The organism is Marinobacter sp. L-13, assembly GCF_056857715.1.
Genome location: NZ_JBSXNQ010000064.1, coordinates 69,184 through 86,196 on the forward strand (window position 1 = coordinate 69,184; position 17,013 = coordinate 86,196).

Below are 17,013 nucleotides of genomic sequence, written 5' to 3' on the forward strand. Positions count from 1 at the left end.
TCCGGCTACCCATAAAGTCGTCTGGCAACACCGCGCTCGCCACCCTATTATTGCTGGATAACAATTCAAAAACCGTTGAGCATCCGCACATGGTTGATCCGATCAAGGTTTATCCTGCAAAACCCGCGAAAGTCTATTTCTACGGCACCTGCCTGGTGGACATGTTCTACCCCGATGCGGGCATTGCCGGCGTGGAACTTCTGGAGCGTGAAGGCATTGAGGTGCTGTTTCCCCAGAACCAGACCTGCTGTGGCCAGCCAGCCTACACTTCCGGTTATCACGACGAGGCCCGATCAGTAGCCAGGGCCCAGCTCGACCTGTTCCCCGGCGACTGGCCCATTGTGGTGCCATCCGGCTCCTGTGGCGGGATGATGCGCAAGCACTACCCCGACCTGTTCAAGGACACCACGGATGAGGTGAAAGCCGCCGAGGTCGCTGGCCGGGTCTGGGAGCTGACGGATTTTCTGCTCAATGTTTGCCACATCAAACTTGAAGATTTGGGCGAACCCACCACCGTGGCCATGCACACCTCCTGCTCCGCCCGCCGGGAAATGGGCGTGGCCGAGGTTGGACCCAAACTGCTGGGACAACTCAAAAACGTGAACCTGGTAGAGCAGATCCGGCCGGAGGAATGCTGCGGGTTTGGCGGCACCTTTGCGGTTCGCCACCCGGAGATTTCCAGCGCCATGGTGAGCGAGAAGGTGGATGCACTGGTGGATACCGGCACCAGGCAGTTTGTCACCACCGATTGCGGCTGCCTGATGAACATCGCCGGCTACGCCGAGAAAAACCAGAAGCCTGTTGAAGGCCAGCACATTCTCAGTTTCCTGTGGTCGCGCACCCAGGGCAAAGGGGGCAGCAGTCATGAGTGAGACAGCCGAGCACACTGGCCATCACATCGACGTGAAAGAGTTCCATCCGCGGGCTCAGGCGGCCATTCACGACCCCAAGATCCGCAAGAATTTCCGCAGCGCCATGGACGGGCTGATGTCCAAGCGCAAGACGGCGTTCGAGGGCTGGGATCTGGAAACCCTCCGGGATCTGGGTGCCAACGTTCGCCTCCGCGCCCTGGCCAACCTGCCAGATTTGCTGGAGCAGCTTGAGAAAAAGCTGATCGAAAACGGCATCAGGGTGCACTGGGCGGTGGATGGCGATGAGGCCTGCCGGATTGTGCGGGACATCTGCAAGGCCCGGGATGCCAAGACGGTGATCAAGGGCAAGTCCATGGTCTCCGAGGAAATGGAGCTGAACCATTACCTGGAGGAACAGGGGATCGAAGCCCTGGAATCGGACCTGGGCGAGTACATTGTGCAGTTGGCGGATGAAACGCCATCACACATTATCATGCCGGCGATTCACAAGAACACTGGAGAGATCTCCCAGTTGCTGCACGAGAAAACCGGCACGGATCTGTCCAACGATGTGGAATACCTCACCGCCAGTGCCCGCCTGCAATTGCGGGAAAAGTTCATGAATGCCGATGTGGGCGTTTCGGGGGTTAACTTTGCGGTGGCGGAGACCGGCACCCTATGCCTGGTGGAAAACGAAGGCAATGGCCGGATGACCACCACGGTGCCCAAGTGCCATATTGCCGTTACCGGCATAGAAAAGGTGGTGCCGAGCATGGAGGACGTCTCTGCCCTGCTCGCCCTGCTGACCCGGTCTGCTACCGGCCAGCACATCACCACCTACTTCAACATGATTTCCGGCCCGCGCAAGGCCGAGGAGCTGGACGGGCCCGAAGAAGTGCATCTGGTGCTGGTGGATAACGGCCGCTCGTCGATCTACCAGGACGACGAGCTGCTGGACACCCTGCGCTGCATCCGTTGCGGCGCCTGCATGAACCACTGCCCGGTGTACACACGGGTAGGCGGCCATGCCTATGGCACCACCTATCCGGGCCCGATCGGCAAGATCCTGATGCCGCACCTGATTGGCCTGGACGAAGGCCGGCACCTGCCCAGCGCCTCCAGTCTGTGTGGCGCCTGTGGCGAGGTCTGCCCGGTGAAAATCCCCATTCCCGATCTGTTGGTGCGACTGCGCCAGGAATCGGTGGATGGCGACAAGCTCCACCCGGCCAAGGTCCGTGGCCACGGGGCCAAGCGAAGCTCAATGGAAGCGATGATCTGGAAAGGCTGGGCCTGGATGCACGCCAGCCCCGGCATTTATCGCTTCGGCACCGGTGCCGCCAGCAAATTCAGGGCATTGCAGCCCTCGAAAGCGGGCGCCTGGACCGATTACCGCACGCCCCCCAAACTGGCGGCCAAAACCCTGCACCAGCGAATGAAGGAGCGTGGCCAATGAGTTCCCGGGAAACGATTCTTCAGCGTCTGCGCAACCGAACCGGCGGTGAACTGACGGTGCCGGAGTGCGACTTTTCAGTTCTGGTACGGGATGACTGGTCGACAAAGGAGCGTATCGAGCGGTTCGAGAAGATGATCGAGTCGGTCCACGGCGAGGTGCACCACTGCACCGAAGACATGTGGATGGAACGCCTGGCGGAGGTGCTGAACACCCGCGGGGCCAGGAATCTGCTGATTCCAAAACAACACGAAATCGGACAGTCACTTCGCACTGCCGGTCGTAACGATCTGCCGGAACTGTTGATCTACGACGAGCCTATCGAAAGCTGGCAGTCGCATTTGTTCAACGAGGTGGACGCCAGCATTACGTCCACCCGCGGCGGTATTGCCGAAACCGGCTCGCTGATCCTGTGGCCAAACGAGGACGAGCCACGGCTAATGAGCCTGGTGCCGCCGGTGCACATTGCCGTGCTCCGGGCCTCTGAGCTCTATACCACCTTCCACGAAGCCATGAAGGCCCAGAACTGGGCCGCTGGCATGCCGACCAATGCCCTGCTAATCTCTGGCCCTTCCAAAACCGCTGACATCGAGCAAACCCTTGCCTACGGTGTTCACGGTCCCAAAGAGCTGATTGTGTTGATTATTGAATGATCCAAGGCGCCCTGTTGATCGCCCTGGCTGCCCTGCTATGGGCGACCACGGGCATTGTTGCGAAATTTCTGTTTACCGGTACCGAACTGCAGGCCATTACGTTGGGCTTCCTGCGACTGGCCGTGGCTTTGCCGTTTTTCTGGCTGCTGATGCGACGGGAGCAGGCACGCCTTGAGCGAGCCAATCCGGGCGCTAAAGTGCCCGGCAGTTCCCTACGGAGCCTCACACGCAAGACCCTGATTCCGCTGGCAGCCCTTGGCCTGTTCCAGGCGTTCTACCAGGGCAGCTACCTTCTGGCCGTGGACCTCACCGGTGCCGGCATCGCCACCCTGATCGCGCTCTGCCTTCCGCCAGTGCTGGTGGCAATTCTTGCTGCGCCTCTTCTGGGAGAGAAGCCCAGCCTTTTGACGGTTCTGTCGCTGTTTGCCGCCATCGCGGGCACGGGCATGCTGGTTCTCAGCGATATGGACACCACCGGTACACTTCGGCTTGCGGGCATTCTGGTGGCGTTACTGGCCGCCTGCGTGTACACCGGTTTCACGCTGACCAGCCGTTACAGCTCTGCCGGGACACCGGTGTTCACCACGGCGTTTATCTGCTTCTTCACTGCGGCGCTGATTCTGTTGCCGGTGGTTGCCCTGTCTGGCGGTTTCGAGGGGCTGGAAACTCTCAGTATCGGGCACTGGCTGATGGTGGTGTATGTGGGGGTGGTGCCAACCTGTATTGGCTATGTGTGCTTTTTCTCTGGCATGAAAACGACACCGGCCACGCTCTCCAGCATCATTGTGACTCTGGAACCGCTGTTTGTGGCGCTGCTGGCCTGGGTGTTTCTGGAGGAGATTCTGGGGCCGATTGGTATTGCGGGGGCACTGATACTGACCGCAGCGGTGGTGGTGGCCTCCCGCTACGGCCGTAAACCCGCAGCCGGCCAGGAGGCCGGTGCGGAGTAAGGAAGATCAGTCTTCCTTGCGCTGTTTCTCAAGCATGTCCGGCTGCAGGATTTCAATCCAGTAGCCGTCCGGGTCTTTGATAAAGGCCAGGCCTTTCATCTTGCCGTCGTCCGGCTTTTTCACAAACTCCACACCGAGCTTTTCAAAGCGGTCGCAGGCGGCGTAAACGTCTGGCACCGCTACGCCGATGTGGCCGAAGCCCTGAGGTTCGTCGTTGCCATTGTGGTAGCCGAAGTCGTTGTCGTCTTCGGTGCCCCAGTTGTGGGTGAGCTCAAGCATGGCTTCGCGGCCGAAGGTGTAGGTGGTGCGGTGGGCATCGTCCTGCGGCACGAGGCCGGCCTGGCGATCATCCAGGTAGCCAAGGAAATACAGGGTGAACTTCATTTCGGGGAAGTCCAGTTTGCGAACGAGGCGCATGCCCATCACTCGGGTGTAGAAGTCCATGGAGCGCTCGGGTTCCTTGATGCGCATCATGGTCTGGTTGAAGACGTAACCTTCGGTTTCGGGAACGGTTTCTTCGTATAGGCCAGGGGCCTGTTCGAAATGCTTGGGCATGTTGGTTTTCCCTTTTTTTCGCAGGATTCAAAGGTTATACCTGTGTGCGTTTCAGGGGGATTTCAAGGGCGTGAAAAAAGACCCCGGGGCCAGAGACGAACCGCAGGGGTCTTGAGGGCCGGTTTTTTAGGCCGGCGTTTCTTCAGAGACGCTCTGAAGTTTGGGGGCTGGCAGGGGTGCGAGGATTCATTTCTTTCGGGAAGCCGAACTCGCTTCGCTCAGACAGTCGTTTCCCTGCAGAAATGAATCCTCACACCCCGGCCGATCGAGCTTTTGAGTCAGCTCGCCTTTTCTGACGCTAGACCAACTGGTGTTCTTCGCCTTCGTAATAAGCCTCTACCCTTGGGTTCATTACCCGCCGCCAGAGTGGGGGGACCATGGCCAGGACGATCATTGCGGAGTAGCCAGCCGGTAGTTGGGGAGCCACTTCGTGGTGGCGGAGGATCTGGTAGCGGCGTTTGGCCCAGGCGTGGTGGTCGCTGTGGCGTTGGAGGTGGAACAGGAAGACGTTGGTGAGGAAGTAATTGCTGTTCCAGCTGTGTTCGGGGCCGGTGCGTTCGTAGCGGCCGTTTTCGAGTTTTCTGCGGTGCAAACCGTAGTGTTCGAGGTAGTTGACGATTTCCAGCAGGGTGAAGGCGATTAAGCTCTGCCCGAGGAAGAAGGCGGCGCCGAGCCAGCCGAAGGCGATGGTGAATCCTGCCAGTACCAGGGCGCTGAGGCTGTACCACCAGATCAGCTCGTTGTGCCAGCTAACAGGCTTGTGGCCTTTGCGTTGGAGGCGTTCGGCTTCCAGTTTCCAGGCGTTGAGGAAGTTGCGTACGTAGGCCTGGGGCAGGAAGTTGTAGAGGGACTGGTTGTAACGCGATGAGGAGGCGTCTTCCGGGGTGGAAACGTGGACGTGGTGGCCGCGGAGGTGTTCGACTTTGAAACCGGCGTAGCAGACCAGTGACAGCAGGAAGCCGCCGGCCCGAGTTTCGAGTTTTTCGTCTTTGTGGATGAGTTCGTGGGCGACGTTGATGCCGAGGCCTCCGACGATGCCGATGGAGACGATCCAGCCAATACTGCCCACCAGGCTGAAGGTGCCGGACGCCAGTTCCAGCATGCTCCAGACCAGTAAGGCTGCAAAGCCTGCCACCCAGCCCAGGGTAATGGCTTTATAGAACCGTTCGCCGACCATCCGCGGCACGTCGGTTTCTTCATCCGGGTTCAGGGAATCCTTGCCGAGCAGCATGTCCAGTACCGGGATGATCCCGAACACGACCACGGGGACGCCCCAGGAAAACAGGTTCACCAGATCAGTGGCCTGGCCGGCGGCCAGCAGCAGAGGCGGCAGCAACAGGGGCACCATGGCGATCAGGTAGCTGTACTTCTTGAGGGTCAGCAATATCCTTCGGCGGGTGGCCTCGCGATTGACCGATAACTGCGTTGTGCTCATTGGGTTCTCTCCATCAAATGCTTGTTGGTGAAACTCTGATCACCTGTTGTTTTCTGCATTATTGTCCTACAATACATCAGTCGTCAACATTTCTGGCGAGGTTTTTTGACAATTGTCAGGAAGCCCCGCCGAATCAAGGCGTTGTCGCTATCGCACTCCGAGGCTGTGATAAACTCATGCGCATATACTCTTCCGCCGGTCGGCTTACTGCAGCAGCCGACCGGTTTTTACGACCTGTCCAGAGAGCCTTTATGGATTTTCAGGTGCCGAACACACTGGCCGAGCAGATTGCCAATTACCTTGCAGAACGGATCATGACCGGGCAGATTCGTCCGGGTGAGCGGATTCAGGAGGCCACGCTCGCCGGTAAACTGAAGGTGAGCCGGGCATCGGTGAAGGAAGCCCTGTACACCCTGGAGCGCTGGCATCTGGTGGAGATCACGCCCCGTAAGGGCGCTTCGGCAACCCGGCTGGATGCGGCCCATGCTTCGGAGCTCTACGATGTTTATATGCACTTGCTGATGATGATGGCGGTGCGTTTGTGCGAGCGCTGGCAGGAACGCGACAAGCCTCTGGTGCTTGGGGCGGTGAGCAAGGTTGTTGACAAGATAAACGACGGATCTGCCGACATCTCCGGGGTGGTTGAGGCGAGTTTTGATGTGATGGATGCCTGTTGTGAGGTGGTGGGGAATCCGTATCTCACGGAGGCACTGTCGAATTTCAAGCCGGCGGTCAGTCGGGCCTATTATCTGAGTGCCGATCGGTATCGTCGAGGTTTGACGCAGACCAGTGAGTTTTTTGCCAATCTGCCGCAGGCGGTGCTGGCGCGGGATTCGGATAAGGCGCAGGTGTTGATTCGGGAGTTTGCGGAGCACCAGAAGTCTCTCATTCACCAGGCTCTGACTTCTTAACCTCGACCCTGGAATCCATGGGGTTCGCCGCCAGCGACACTGGACACCCACCACACCCTACGCTGTAAACTGCCCGTCTCACTCTGACGGGCAGCCCATGACTGACTCCACTGAAATCAGCTATTCAAAGCGCGCTTCTGGAAAAAGACTGGCGATGTTCAGTCTGTTGTTTCTGGTACTCACCGCTGCCGGGCTGTATACCGTTTACCATCTGTTCGCCGAACGCACCCTTACCTTCGATACCAGGCTGATCGCTCCGGGAACCCTGTTATCGGTGGCTGGCCTTCTGCTGGTTTATTTCATCTCGGATGGCCTTCGGCTCTATTTTACGCTGAGAGCCCTGGGGCACAGGATTCCCCTGCCGGCCATGGTGCGACTGGTGTTTATCAATCTGTTCTTTTCCAACATCACGCCGATGGCCACCGGGGGCGGTTTCGCCCAGATCTGGTTTCTGAGCCACCATGGCGTTCCGATTGGGCGTGCGACGGCTGCGACCACGATCCGGACGATCCTGGCGGTGCTGTTCATATTTTCGCTGACGCCAGTATTCCTGCTCACGCTCAAACCCCTGGACGGCAATTCCATTACTGGCGATATCGGTACCGCTCTGGCAGTTCTGATTGTGTTGTACCTCGGCTTTTTCCTGGTTCTGCTGTTCCGGACCCGCTGGCTGATCGGCCCCCTGACCCGGCTGCTGAGGGCCGCGCGTCGGCTCCATCTGATCAGTGAACCCCGCCATCGGCGCTGGCAGTTCAAGGCACGCCGGGAAATGCTGCGGCTGTCACGGAGCTTCGGTGACTACCTGCGTGGCGCTCCGGTTTTCGTCTGGCTGTCCATCCTGTTCACCGGGGTGTTTCTGCTTAGCCTGTTCAGCTTCCCGGCGCTGCTGATGCACAGCCTGGACTACAGTGTTGACTATGTGATGTCCGTGGGCCTGCTGGTTGTGACCACCTTCGTGATGTACTTCTCGCCCACGCCGGGCGCCTCAGGCATCTCGGAGGGTGTTTTCGGGAGCTTCTTCCGGGATATCCTCTCGGGAAACCACCTGATTCTGGTCATCGTCTGCTGGCGTCTGCTGACCATCTATCTGGGCATGATTATCGGGCTGGTGGTGCTACAGAAGGAACTTGTTGCCAATCGCAGGAGAGCCGGATGATCTTCCGAAACCCACTCAAGCTGCTGTTTTACCTCTGTCTTCTGGTGGTGTTTCTGCTGGTTGGCTACAAAACCTACCTGAATCTGTTCACGGAGGATTTCGAGGGGGTTCATACCGAGCAGGTAGAACGGATTTATCAGGCACTTGAACCCGGCGAGCCCTTCAGTTTCGCGGTGGTGGGCAATATCAATAATTCGGTGGGCATCTTCGAGGACCGCATCATCCCGGAGCTGAATCGATCCGGGCTGGATTTTCTGGTTTCGGCGGGGAACGCTGTCAGTGGTGGCGGCGAAGACAAGTACCGGGCACTCTACGGCACTCTGAGCCACCTGGAGATCCCCTATCTGCTGACCTTCGGTGCCCACGAGTACGAGGACTTTGGCAGTTTCCGTTTCTACGATCACTTCGGCCCGCACTTTTTCAGTATCGAAGCGGGCAATAGCCGGCTGATTTTTCTGGACAGCACCGGTAAAACTCCCTGGCGCTGGCAGATCCGCTGGCTGAAGGATTTGCTGGCCCAGGACACGTCGAAGGCGAGGATCTTGTTCATCGGGCACCCTCCCCTTCATCCGGACGAGAATGCCCCGTTCGACCAGAAGGATGATTACCTGGCGCCGCCCGAGTTCCGGGACGCCCTTCTACAGGCCATCGAGGAGCATGACGTTGACCGGGTATTTTCAGCCAACCTCTCGCTCTATTCGGAAAAGACGGTAGAAGACACCACCTTCGTTACCACGGGTGGCGCCGGTGGCCTGGTTATGAACAACGACACCAGTTTCTATCACTACGTGCAGGTGAATGTAGACTCAGATGGCGAGGTAACACACCGTCTGCAGCGACTGGAAGTGGGCCAGCACCCGGTTCTGAAGCGGCTGGAAAGTCTCTGGTTCTTTATCTACTCCCTGTTCTACACCGGTTACCTCAACTTTATTCTGATCGTCGCCGTGTTTGCGGCCATTGCGATCAAGCTGTACGGCGCCATTTTCATCGGCAAGGATTATTACCCGGACTACGACCTGGACCCCTCGCCCTGGCTGGACAAACCGATGCGGGTGGCCATGTTTACCAACAACTACCTGCCCTTCATCGGCGGGGTACCCATTTCCATTGAACGCCTGCGCCGGGGCCTGGAAGCGCTTGGCGATAAACTGCTGGTCGTGGCGCCCCGCTACAAGGGGCAGCCGGAAACCGAATCCCACGTTTTGCGAGTGCCCTCGCTACTGGCCATGGGCGAGAAGCGGGAATTCCGGCTGGCCAATATTTTCCTCGGGCGGATTCGCAAACGGGTTCGGGCGTTCAAGCCGGATATCATCCATCTGCACCATCCGTTCTGGCTGGGGTCGCTGGGCCTGTTCGTGGCTCGCACCCTGAATATCCCGGCCATATACACCTACCATACCCGCCTGGAGCATTACGCCCACTTCGTGCCGCTACCCGGCATGCTGTTCCGGAACCTGATTTCGCACGCGCTGATCAAACGCTTTGCCAACAAGTGCGACGGTGTGATCGTGCCTACCTACTCCACGGAGGAATATCTGCGGATGATCGGGGTTAAAACACCGACCTTCGTGCAGCCTACCGGCATTGAATATCACAAGTTCCAGGAGGTTCAGGAAAAGGACGTCGAGCAACTCCGGGAGAAGCTGAAGCTCAGGAATGAGAAAGTGTTTGTCAGTGTTTCCCGGCTCTCGAACGAGAAAAACATCGACTTCATGATTGAGGCCATTGATGCCCTGCGGCGGGAAACCCATGTGCCCTTCCGGTTCCTGATGATCGGCGATGGCCACCAAAAGGACCGCTTGCAGAAGAAGATCGAAGACCTGGGACTTCAACAACACTTCACCCTTGTTGGTGCCGTGCCGCCGGACGAAATGGCCACCTGGTACCGACTGGGGGATGCCTTCCTGTTCGCCTCCATCTCCGAAACCCAGGGCATGGTAATTCTGGAGGCGATGGCTGCCGGTTTGCCGGTCGTAGCGGTTCGCTCCAGTGGCATTGAAGACGTTGTCCGACACGGGTTCAACGGCTTCAAGACGCCGGAAAAACAGGACCAGTGGCGGGCGCAAGTCAAAAAGCTACTGGAAGACGACGATCTGCGTGAAAAACTCTCCGAACAGGCCCTGGAATTTGCCAGGGACTACTCAGTGGAGCAGTTCGCCCAAGACGTCCGCACCATCTACGCCACCACACTCGCCATGGCCGCGAAGAAACGAAAAGGCTCGATAATCCATCCTGAATAGGTGGGGTTACAGTTTTCCGCAGCGGCCTGATCGGGCTAGACTGAATTCACGTATTACAAAGACAGTTTTAGCTATCAGACCTGGTTATTATCGGAGACTAACGTGAGCGGCATCCCCGTCGGAATCAGCACCTGCCTGCTGGGCAAGGAAGTTCGCCATGATGGCGGCCATAAACATTCCCGCTACTGCACCCAGGTGCTCTCGAAACACTTTGATTTCCGCTCCATCTGCCCGGAGCTGGAAGCGGGCCTGGGCGTTCCGCGCCCGGCGATCCACCTGCGTGAATACAGTGATGGCCTGCGCCTGATCGAGACCAAGGGCGCGGCGGACCATACCGACGCCATGCAGGGCTTTATCGAACAGGTGATGCCGACCCTGGCAGACCTTCGGGGTTACATCCTGATGGCCAAGTCTCCCAGCTGTGGCATGGAGCGGATCAAGGTACATAACGAGGATGGCAATGTAACCCGCCGGGATGGCCGGGGCATGTTTGCCGAGGCGCTGCTGAAGGCCTACCCTCTGATGCCGGTGGAAGAGGAAGGCCGACTGAACGACAACATGATCCGGGAGAATTTCGTTGAAAGAGTTTTCGCCTACGACGACTGGATGCAGAACGTGGCCGGAGACAAGCTCTCGGCCAGGGCGCTGATTGAATTCCATACCCGCCACAAATTCCAGCTTCTGGCTCACTCCGAAAAGATCTACCGCCAGCTTGGTCCGATGCTTGGAGACCTGAAGTCCGAGCCGTTGGAAGACATTGCCGAACGCTATATCCACCAGTTCATGGAGGCCATGAGCAAGAAGGTAAGCCGGGGTTCACACATGAACGCCATGCAGCATCTGATGGGCTACCTCAGGGATTCCATGGGCGATGAAGACCGCAAGGTGTTGATGGAGCAGATGGAGGCCTACCATCGTGGCGAGGTACCGCTGGTGGTTCCCATGACGCTGCTGCGTATGGCCCAAAGAAGGGAGCCGGTGGATTACCTGCATGCCCAGCAGTATTTGACGCCCTACCCAGATGAGCTGGGGCTGCGTAACAACGTCTGAAGATAAAGTTGGGGTCAGATGAAATTTTCATCTGACCCCGAATTCACGCAGTTAGAAACCGTAGAGCAGCGAGAGTGACGTTTCGGTGTCGGTGTTTTCGGAGCCGGCCGGAGCGTCAGACACGTGCTTGACCCGGAAAGCAGCCTTCATGGAGAGATTCCCCACCACGTTCGCCTGCAGCGATGTTTCCGATTCGGTCACCGTGTTGTTTTCGTCCAGGCCAACTTCGGTACTGAGCTTCTGACGGAACAGGGAATTTTCCGAAAGGGCGTAATCAAACTGGCCAGCAAGGCGGGCGATGGCCTCTTCCTCGGTATCCTCGCCTTCCGCATTCACCATATCCAGCTTGTTGTAGCGGTAACCGGCGCCTACTGAGAGGTCCAGAAACGAGCGATCTCCGGAGTTCCAGACCCGGTTGCCGTAACCCGTGGTTACGGTTGATTCGAAGTCGTAGCCGGAGAAGCGATCGTCTTCATAGGAGCCACGGAGAAACCAGTACCGGTTCTCGGCGAACTTGTAGTCGGTCTCCAGGGCGGCCTGATATTTCTCGGCAGTGGTTTCGTCTTCAGTCTCGGAATAGTTGGTGCGGAATTCGCCGGTGTTACGCCAGGTTTCGACTTCATGGACCAACCCCAGGCGACCCTTGATGTTGGTCTCTTCGGTAGTGCCCGAGGTGATCAACACACCCAGCTCGGTTTCGCCCTTCCAGTTGTCTGCCTCCTGCGCACTGGCAAAGGGCGCGATTGCAACTGCGGTAATGGCTACAGCCTGTCGTAAATCCATGAAGTCTCCTTTGGGGGTTGGTCAGGCGCCCTCGGTGCTCCTCGCCCTCTCGCCATCGAGGCTTTTCCGGGCCTGACGTTCTCTTTCAGCCTTTTTCCGGGCCTTGCGCTCGGCAATGATGCGCGCGGCTTCACCACCAACGTGGGCTTCGCCCCGCTCCTCTGCCAGACGCATCTGGCGTTCACGCTCGGCAAACCGGGCTTTCTGCTCTTCGGTCAGCGATTCGATGCACTGATGGCAGCTCACACCCTGTTCATATTCGGGGCGCTGCTTGTCTTCTTCGGTAATCGGCCTGCGGCAGGCATGGCACTGGTCGTAATCGCCACGCTCCAGCCGGTGGTTAACCGTTACCCGGTCATCAAAAACAAAGCACTCTCCGTGCCACAGGCTCTGCTCTTCCGGTACCTCTTCCAGGTATTTCAGGATGCCACCCTTGAGGTGATAGACCTCCTCGAAACCCTGCTCCTTCAGATACGCGGTGGATTTCTCGCAGCGGATTCCACCGGTACAGAACATCGCCACCTTCTTGTGCTTCGAAGGATCCAGGTTCTGTTTCACGTATTCCGGGAACTCCCGGAAGGTATCAGTGGCCGGATTGACGGCATTTTCAAAGGTGCCGATTTCCACTTCGTACTGGTTGCGGGTATCCACCAGCACCACATCCGGATCGGAAATCAGTTTGTTCCATTCTTTCGGATCCACATACGTGCCGACAATCCGCTTCGGATCAATACCGTCCACACCCATGGTGACGATCTCTTTCTTGAGCTTCACTTTGGTGCGTTTGAACGGCTGGATGTCCACAAAGGACTCTTTGTAATCAATGCCGTCGAACCGCTCGTCGCTGGCGATCCAGGCTTTCACGGCATCAATGCCTTCGCGGCTGCCGGCAATGGTACCGTTGATGCCTTCGCGCGCCAGCAGCAAAGTGCCATGCACGTCTTTATCAAGCATCAGATCCAGCAGCGGCTGGCGGAGGGATTTGTAATCGTTCAGGACTGCGAACTTGTACAGTGCGCAGACAACAACATTGTTGCTCATCATGTTCTCCTGCGGGCCGGACCGTAAATCCGGAGCATGGTTTAGAGGTTCATCTGAGGCGGGAGCCTGAGAGGGCGCAAATTTTAACCAACTCAGGCTCACGATCAAGTGCGGGGTTACCCGGGGTTCAACAGGTCACTCCGCCCCGTTGGCCAGTTCGCGCTCAACGACGGCGGAAAGTTGGCCCCAGCCGGGACGGGTCAGGCGGATGTTATCCACCAGAACCGTCGGCGTACTGGTTACCCGAAGCTGCATGGCCACTTGGCGGCTCTGCTCGACAGCTTCCCGGTGCAACTCGGTGGTCATGCACCGGCGGAAGCGCCGCTCTTCAAGGCCCAGAGCACCGGCGTAGCGGGTAAAGGTGGCAACCGGATCGTTCGAGCCGCTCCACTCGGTCTGGGAATCGTACAGGCGTTCGTGCATGGCCCAGTAGGCGTCCTGATCCCCGGCACAGCGTGCTGCCTGGGCGGCTGGCATGGCGTTCTGATGCTGCTGTAATGGCAGATCAAAGTAGACAAAGCGAACCTTGCCCTCAGCCACATACTCTTCCTTCAACTGCTTGCTGGCAGAGGCAAAGTTGCCGCAGGCGGGGCATTGATAGTCGGCAAACTCACGCACCACGACCGGTGCGTCGTCGGGACCCACGGAGACACCGAACTGGTCCAACTGGGCGGGGAAGTCCTCGGCATTCGGAGCGGCCACAGGCAGCCCGTCAGACGTTGGTTTTGGTGGAGCGGTCAGGAAAAATACGCCAAGAAGCACTGCCGCAAGCGCAAGCAGTCCGATACCCGCATACAAAAGCTTGTTTGATTTTCCTTTTTGGGGCGGCGGCGCACCGGTTTCCTTGCGACGTTTTGCTTCACCCATGGAGGGACTCCTTATTGTGTTTATGGTTTCCGGAATTAATTAGCTCGCGACCGTTTTCAGATCGAGCGTGGCACGCTAAGATCCTTTATATTCTACAAAAGTTCCAACAAAAATTAAGGAATCCTCATGCCATTGCCCGCTTCCCTGACAGACTCTCTCTCACTGCCCCTGGTGGCCGCACCCATGTTTCTGATCTCTGGGCCCGAACTGGCGCTCGCCTGCTGCAAGCAGGGCATCGTTGGCAGTTTCCCGGCTTTGAACCAACGCACCAGCGAGGGCTTTGAGGAGTGGCTCATCCAGATGAACGAAGAGCTGGCCGCTTACCGAAGCGCCAATCCGGAAGCAAAAACGGCGCCCTACGCCGTGAACCTGATCGTGCACCGGACCAATCCGCGCTGGCAGGCAGACCTGGAACTGTGTGTTAAACATAAGGTGCCCATGATCATCACCTCCCTGGGCGCCGCCAGCCAGGTGGTGGAGGCGGTGCACAGCTACGGCGGGGTGGTGTTCCATGACGTGACCAACCAGAAGCATGCCCGCAAGGCGGCCGAAGCCGGTGTGGACGGCATTATTGCCGTGGCAGCGGGTGCCGGTGGCCATGCGGGCACCATCAACCCGTTCGTTCTGGTGCATGAAATCCGGGAAGTCTTTGACGGCACGATTTTGCTGGCCGGGGGGCTATCCCATGGTGAGGATCTGCTGGCGGCCCAGGCCCTCGGTGCGGACCTGGCCTACCTGGGTACCCGTTTTATAAACACGTTCGAGTCCCAGGCCGACGAGGCCTACCGGAACATGATCATTGAAGCGGTTTCAGGCGACATTATTCATACGCCGGCAGTATCCGGTGTGCCCGCCAGTTTTATGCGCCAGAGCCTGGAAGCGGCCGGCTTCCCCATGGACGAACTGAACCAGGCCGGCGAGATCAACTACGGCGAAAAACTGAAGCCTATTGATGATGAAGCAAAGGCCTGGAAAACCGTGTGGTCCGCCGGCCAGGGGGTCAGCCAGATCCACGACGTGCTGTCCGTCTCGGAACTGGTGAGCCGTCTGACCGAGGAGTACAGAAACGCCCGGGAGCGCCTGTTATCGACAGGTTCCTAAACCTGGAACTGTGAGGCTTTATCCTTCAACGAGGTCAGTGTCCGGGCAATCTGGCCGCTGGCCTCGTCGGAGCGCTCAATGGCTTCTACCGTCTGGCGGGATGAGCCTGCAATATCGCTCACGCTCACACTGACTTCAATGGCATGCCGGCCCTGCTCTTCCGCCACGGATGAAATAGCCATGGCCCGATCCTGAAGGCTGCTGAGCAGCTGGTTGATCCGGTCGAAATGCTCGTCAGCCCGACGGAATTCCGACGACGACTCTGCAACCTGGCCTGACACTTCACCGATAGCGCTGACCGCCTGTTGGCTGCCCTTCTGCAAACGCTCAATGATGGACTGGATCTCCGTGGTGGACTCCTGGGTCCGGCTTGCCAGGGTGCGGACCTCATCGGCCACCACGGCGAAGCCCCGGCCGGATTCTCCTGCGCGGGCCGCCTCAATAGCGGCGTTGAGAGCCAGCAGGTTGGTTTGCTCTGCGATGGCACCGATCACCGACAGCACCGAACCGATTTCCTTGCTCTGGTGGTCCAGCTGATTAACCGCATCTACTGCCTGCTCAACGTTACGGACCACCTGATCCAGCCGGTTTCGCACATCCCGGGAAATACCGGCGGTGGCCTCGCTCTCGGAACTGACATTACTCACCGATCCGGCGATGTCCTGTATGTTCTCAGCCACCTCAGAGATGCTGCGGGACATGGCTTCCATGGTGCCGGACACCTCCGCCACTTCCTGTTCCTGACGGTTCACGGCCGCCACCGCAGTGCGGCTGATGTCACCCTGAGCCTGGGCCTGGCCGGCGGCCGATTCGGCAGACTCTTTCACGTCGGAGACCAGCTCCTGGATACGGGCAATGAAACGGTTCACGCCCTCGGCCATCTCAGTAAGCTCATCCTTGCCTTTCATGGACACCCGGCGGGTAAGATCGGCCTCGCCATCGGCGATACCCCAGATCGCCGAGCTCAAACGGAAAACTCTGGGCAGCAAGCCTCCGCCGAGCACCAGGGCCACCAGCAGGATCAGAACCACCACGGAACCGATTGCCAACATGCTCAAATTGGCGGAGAGGCTCGAGGCTTCGGTATTCAACGCCTCCACAGTGTTCTGGATTCTGGAGCGAGTGTCAGCGTCCATACTCGCCAACTGCTGCTGAAGGCGCCGGTTAACCTGTTCGGTTTCTGCTTCCAGGGTGTCATGCAGCGCGTCGATGCTGCCGGTGATGGTAGTGCTGAATTCCTGCTCCAGAGCCGCCAGGTCCTGATTGATGCCTTCGAGCGACAGTCCCAGCTTCAGCTGACCAATGGCGGAACCCTGGGGAGCGATATCGGCCGTAATGATGACCACGTTGGGGTCGCGACTTGCCGCATCCAGGACCCGATTTGCCGCACCACGACCTTCCCCCTGCTCCATTAAGGTGCGCACCCGGTCATCGGTGCGGTCCACATAACGGGTCAGGCGTTCACCGTACTGGTCGTAATACACGGCAAACAGAACCGATTCACGGGCGTCGGCCAGTTCGACAAGATCGGTGAGGCGCGGGACATCCCGATCCCAGATCAGCGGGGCCGCAACAGCGGCGAGGACATCAGCCAGACCCTGGGCTTCCGCCATGACAGCAGTGCGAACGTTGCCGGCAACGCGTTCCTGCTGCGCCGTCTGCTGGCGGGTGAGTTCGGCGGAGAGTTCCTCGGTGGTCTTCTGCCGCATGGTCTCCAGGCGGGATCGGACATCCTCACGGGTATCCCCGAAGGAGGCACTGACCTGCTGGCTGCTGGCCTCAAGGGCGGACCCTGCGGTGTCTACCAGGCGCTCTACCTGGCTGGAAATCAGCCACTGGCTGACCAGGACCTGAACCAGACCGGCAACGACCAGAACAACAAAAACCGGTCGGAGAAGGCGGCTAGAGATCAGCCGCCGGATAAAACTGAGTGACATACGGACTCCGCTAGCATGTGTGCTTCATGCATC

At 58.5% G+C, this 17,013-nt stretch carries 15 protein-coding genes; 9 read left to right on the forward strand and 6 right to left on the reverse strand.

Features of this window, described 5'->3' with window-relative positions; all coding sequences use genetic code 11:
* Positions 1-89 precede the first annotated feature (89 nt).
* Genes AC13DD_RS16840 through AC13DD_RS16855 form a run of 4 tightly spaced genes read left to right on the forward strand, consistent with a single transcriptional unit; the run spans position 90 to position 3,904 of the window.
* Positions 90-872, forward strand: coding sequence for a (Fe-S)-binding protein (locus AC13DD_RS16840; protein WP_008175233.1), 783 nt, complete (start codon positions 90-92; stop codon positions 870-872).
* On the forward strand, positions 865-2,304 hold the full coding sequence (locus tag AC13DD_RS16845) for a LutB/LldF family L-lactate oxidation iron-sulfur protein (RefSeq protein WP_008175234.1): 1,440 nt from the start codon (positions 865-867) through the stop codon (positions 2,302-2,304). The genes AC13DD_RS16840 and AC13DD_RS16845 overlap by 8 nt, the downstream gene beginning before the upstream one ends.
* Entirely contained in the window at positions 2,301-2,954 is a 654-nt protein-coding gene (locus AC13DD_RS16850; RefSeq protein ID WP_104270684.1) for a LutC/YkgG family protein, read from the forward strand. The genes AC13DD_RS16845 and AC13DD_RS16850 overlap by 4 nt, the downstream gene beginning before the upstream one ends.
* A complete protein-coding gene (locus tag AC13DD_RS16855) occupies positions 2,951-3,904 on the forward strand; it encodes a DMT family transporter (protein WP_053112909.1) in 954 nt (317 codons plus the stop codon). Before AC13DD_RS16850 ends, AC13DD_RS16855 begins: the two co-directional genes overlap by 4 nt.
* 6 nt (positions 3,905-3,910) lie before the next feature.
* Here the strand turns inward: AC13DD_RS16855 and gloA are convergent, their stop codons facing one another.
* Together gloA and AC13DD_RS16865 are read right to left on the reverse strand one after the other, a co-directional pair.
* Positions 3,911-4,459 carry a lactoylglutathione lyase gene (gloA, locus tag AC13DD_RS16860; RefSeq protein WP_008175256.1) on the reverse strand — a complete coding sequence of 183 codons (549 nt, stop codon included), beginning with the start codon at positions 4,457-4,459 and terminating at the stop codon, positions 3,911-3,913.
* A 298-nt stretch (positions 4,460-4,757) separates the two neighbouring features.
* Positions 4,758-5,894 (reverse strand): alkane 1-monooxygenase, encoded by a 1,137-nt coding sequence (locus tag AC13DD_RS16865; protein ID WP_482931510.1) that lies wholly within the window; start codon positions 5,892-5,894, stop codon positions 4,758-4,760.
* Between the two features lie 251 nt (positions 5,895-6,145).
* Between AC13DD_RS16865 and AC13DD_RS16870 the strand changes: the two genes are divergently transcribed.
* The 4 genes from AC13DD_RS16870 to AC13DD_RS16885 all read left to right on the forward strand — a co-directional run bounded on the left by AC13DD_RS16870 (position 6,146) and on the right by AC13DD_RS16885 (position 11,251).
* Positions 6,146-6,805, forward strand: coding sequence for a GntR family transcriptional regulator (locus tag AC13DD_RS16870; RefSeq protein ID WP_273157349.1), 660 nt, complete (start codon positions 6,146-6,148; stop codon positions 6,803-6,805).
* A 97-nt stretch (positions 6,806-6,902) separates the two neighbouring features.
* Positions 6,903-7,961, forward strand: coding sequence for a lysylphosphatidylglycerol synthase transmembrane domain-containing protein (locus tag AC13DD_RS16875; protein ID WP_474546023.1), 1,059 nt, complete (start codon positions 6,903-6,905; stop codon positions 7,959-7,961).
* Complete coding sequence (locus AC13DD_RS16880; RefSeq protein WP_008175264.1) at positions 7,958-10,201, forward strand: glycosyltransferase; 2,244 nt, start codon at positions 7,958-7,960, stop codon at positions 10,199-10,201. Before AC13DD_RS16875 ends, AC13DD_RS16880 begins: the two co-directional genes overlap by 4 nt.
* A gap of 102 nt (positions 10,202-10,303) precedes the next feature.
* Positions 10,304-11,251 carry a YbgA family protein gene (locus AC13DD_RS16885; RefSeq protein ID WP_008175265.1) on the forward strand — a complete coding sequence of 316 codons (948 nt, stop codon included), beginning with the start codon at positions 10,304-10,306 and terminating at the stop codon, positions 11,249-11,251.
* Positions 11,252-11,302: 51 nt separating this feature from the next.
* Here AC13DD_RS16885 and AC13DD_RS16890 read toward each other — a convergent pair whose 3' ends face one another.
* The 3 genes from AC13DD_RS16890 to AC13DD_RS16900 form a co-directional block, all read right to left on the reverse strand.
* Entirely contained in the window at positions 11,303-12,034 is a 732-nt protein-coding gene (locus AC13DD_RS16890) for a DUF481 domain-containing protein (protein ID WP_008175266.1), read from the reverse strand.
* Between the two features lie 21 nt (positions 12,035-12,055).
* Positions 12,056-13,075, reverse strand: a complete 1,020-nt coding sequence (gene trhO / locus AC13DD_RS16895; RefSeq protein WP_008175267.1) for an oxygen-dependent tRNA uridine(34) hydroxylase TrhO — start codon at positions 13,073-13,075, stop codon at positions 12,056-12,058.
* A gap of 135 nt (positions 13,076-13,210) precedes the next feature.
* Positions 13,211-13,942 (reverse strand): DsbA family protein, encoded by a 732-nt coding sequence (locus tag AC13DD_RS16900; RefSeq protein WP_008175268.1) that lies wholly within the window; start codon positions 13,940-13,942, stop codon positions 13,211-13,213.
* Positions 13,943-14,068: 126 nt separating this feature from the next.
* Between AC13DD_RS16900 and AC13DD_RS16905 the strand changes: the two genes are divergently transcribed.
* Entirely contained in the window at positions 14,069-15,043 is a 975-nt protein-coding gene (locus tag AC13DD_RS16905; RefSeq protein WP_273157356.1) for a nitronate monooxygenase family protein, read from the forward strand.
* Here AC13DD_RS16905 and AC13DD_RS16910 read toward each other — a convergent pair.
* Positions 15,040-16,980 (reverse strand): methyl-accepting chemotaxis protein, encoded by a 1,941-nt coding sequence (locus AC13DD_RS16910; protein WP_482931511.1) that lies wholly within the window; start codon positions 16,978-16,980, stop codon positions 15,040-15,042. The genes AC13DD_RS16905 and AC13DD_RS16910 overlap by 4 nt on opposite strands.
* Between the last annotated feature and the right edge of the window lie 33 nt (positions 16,981-17,013).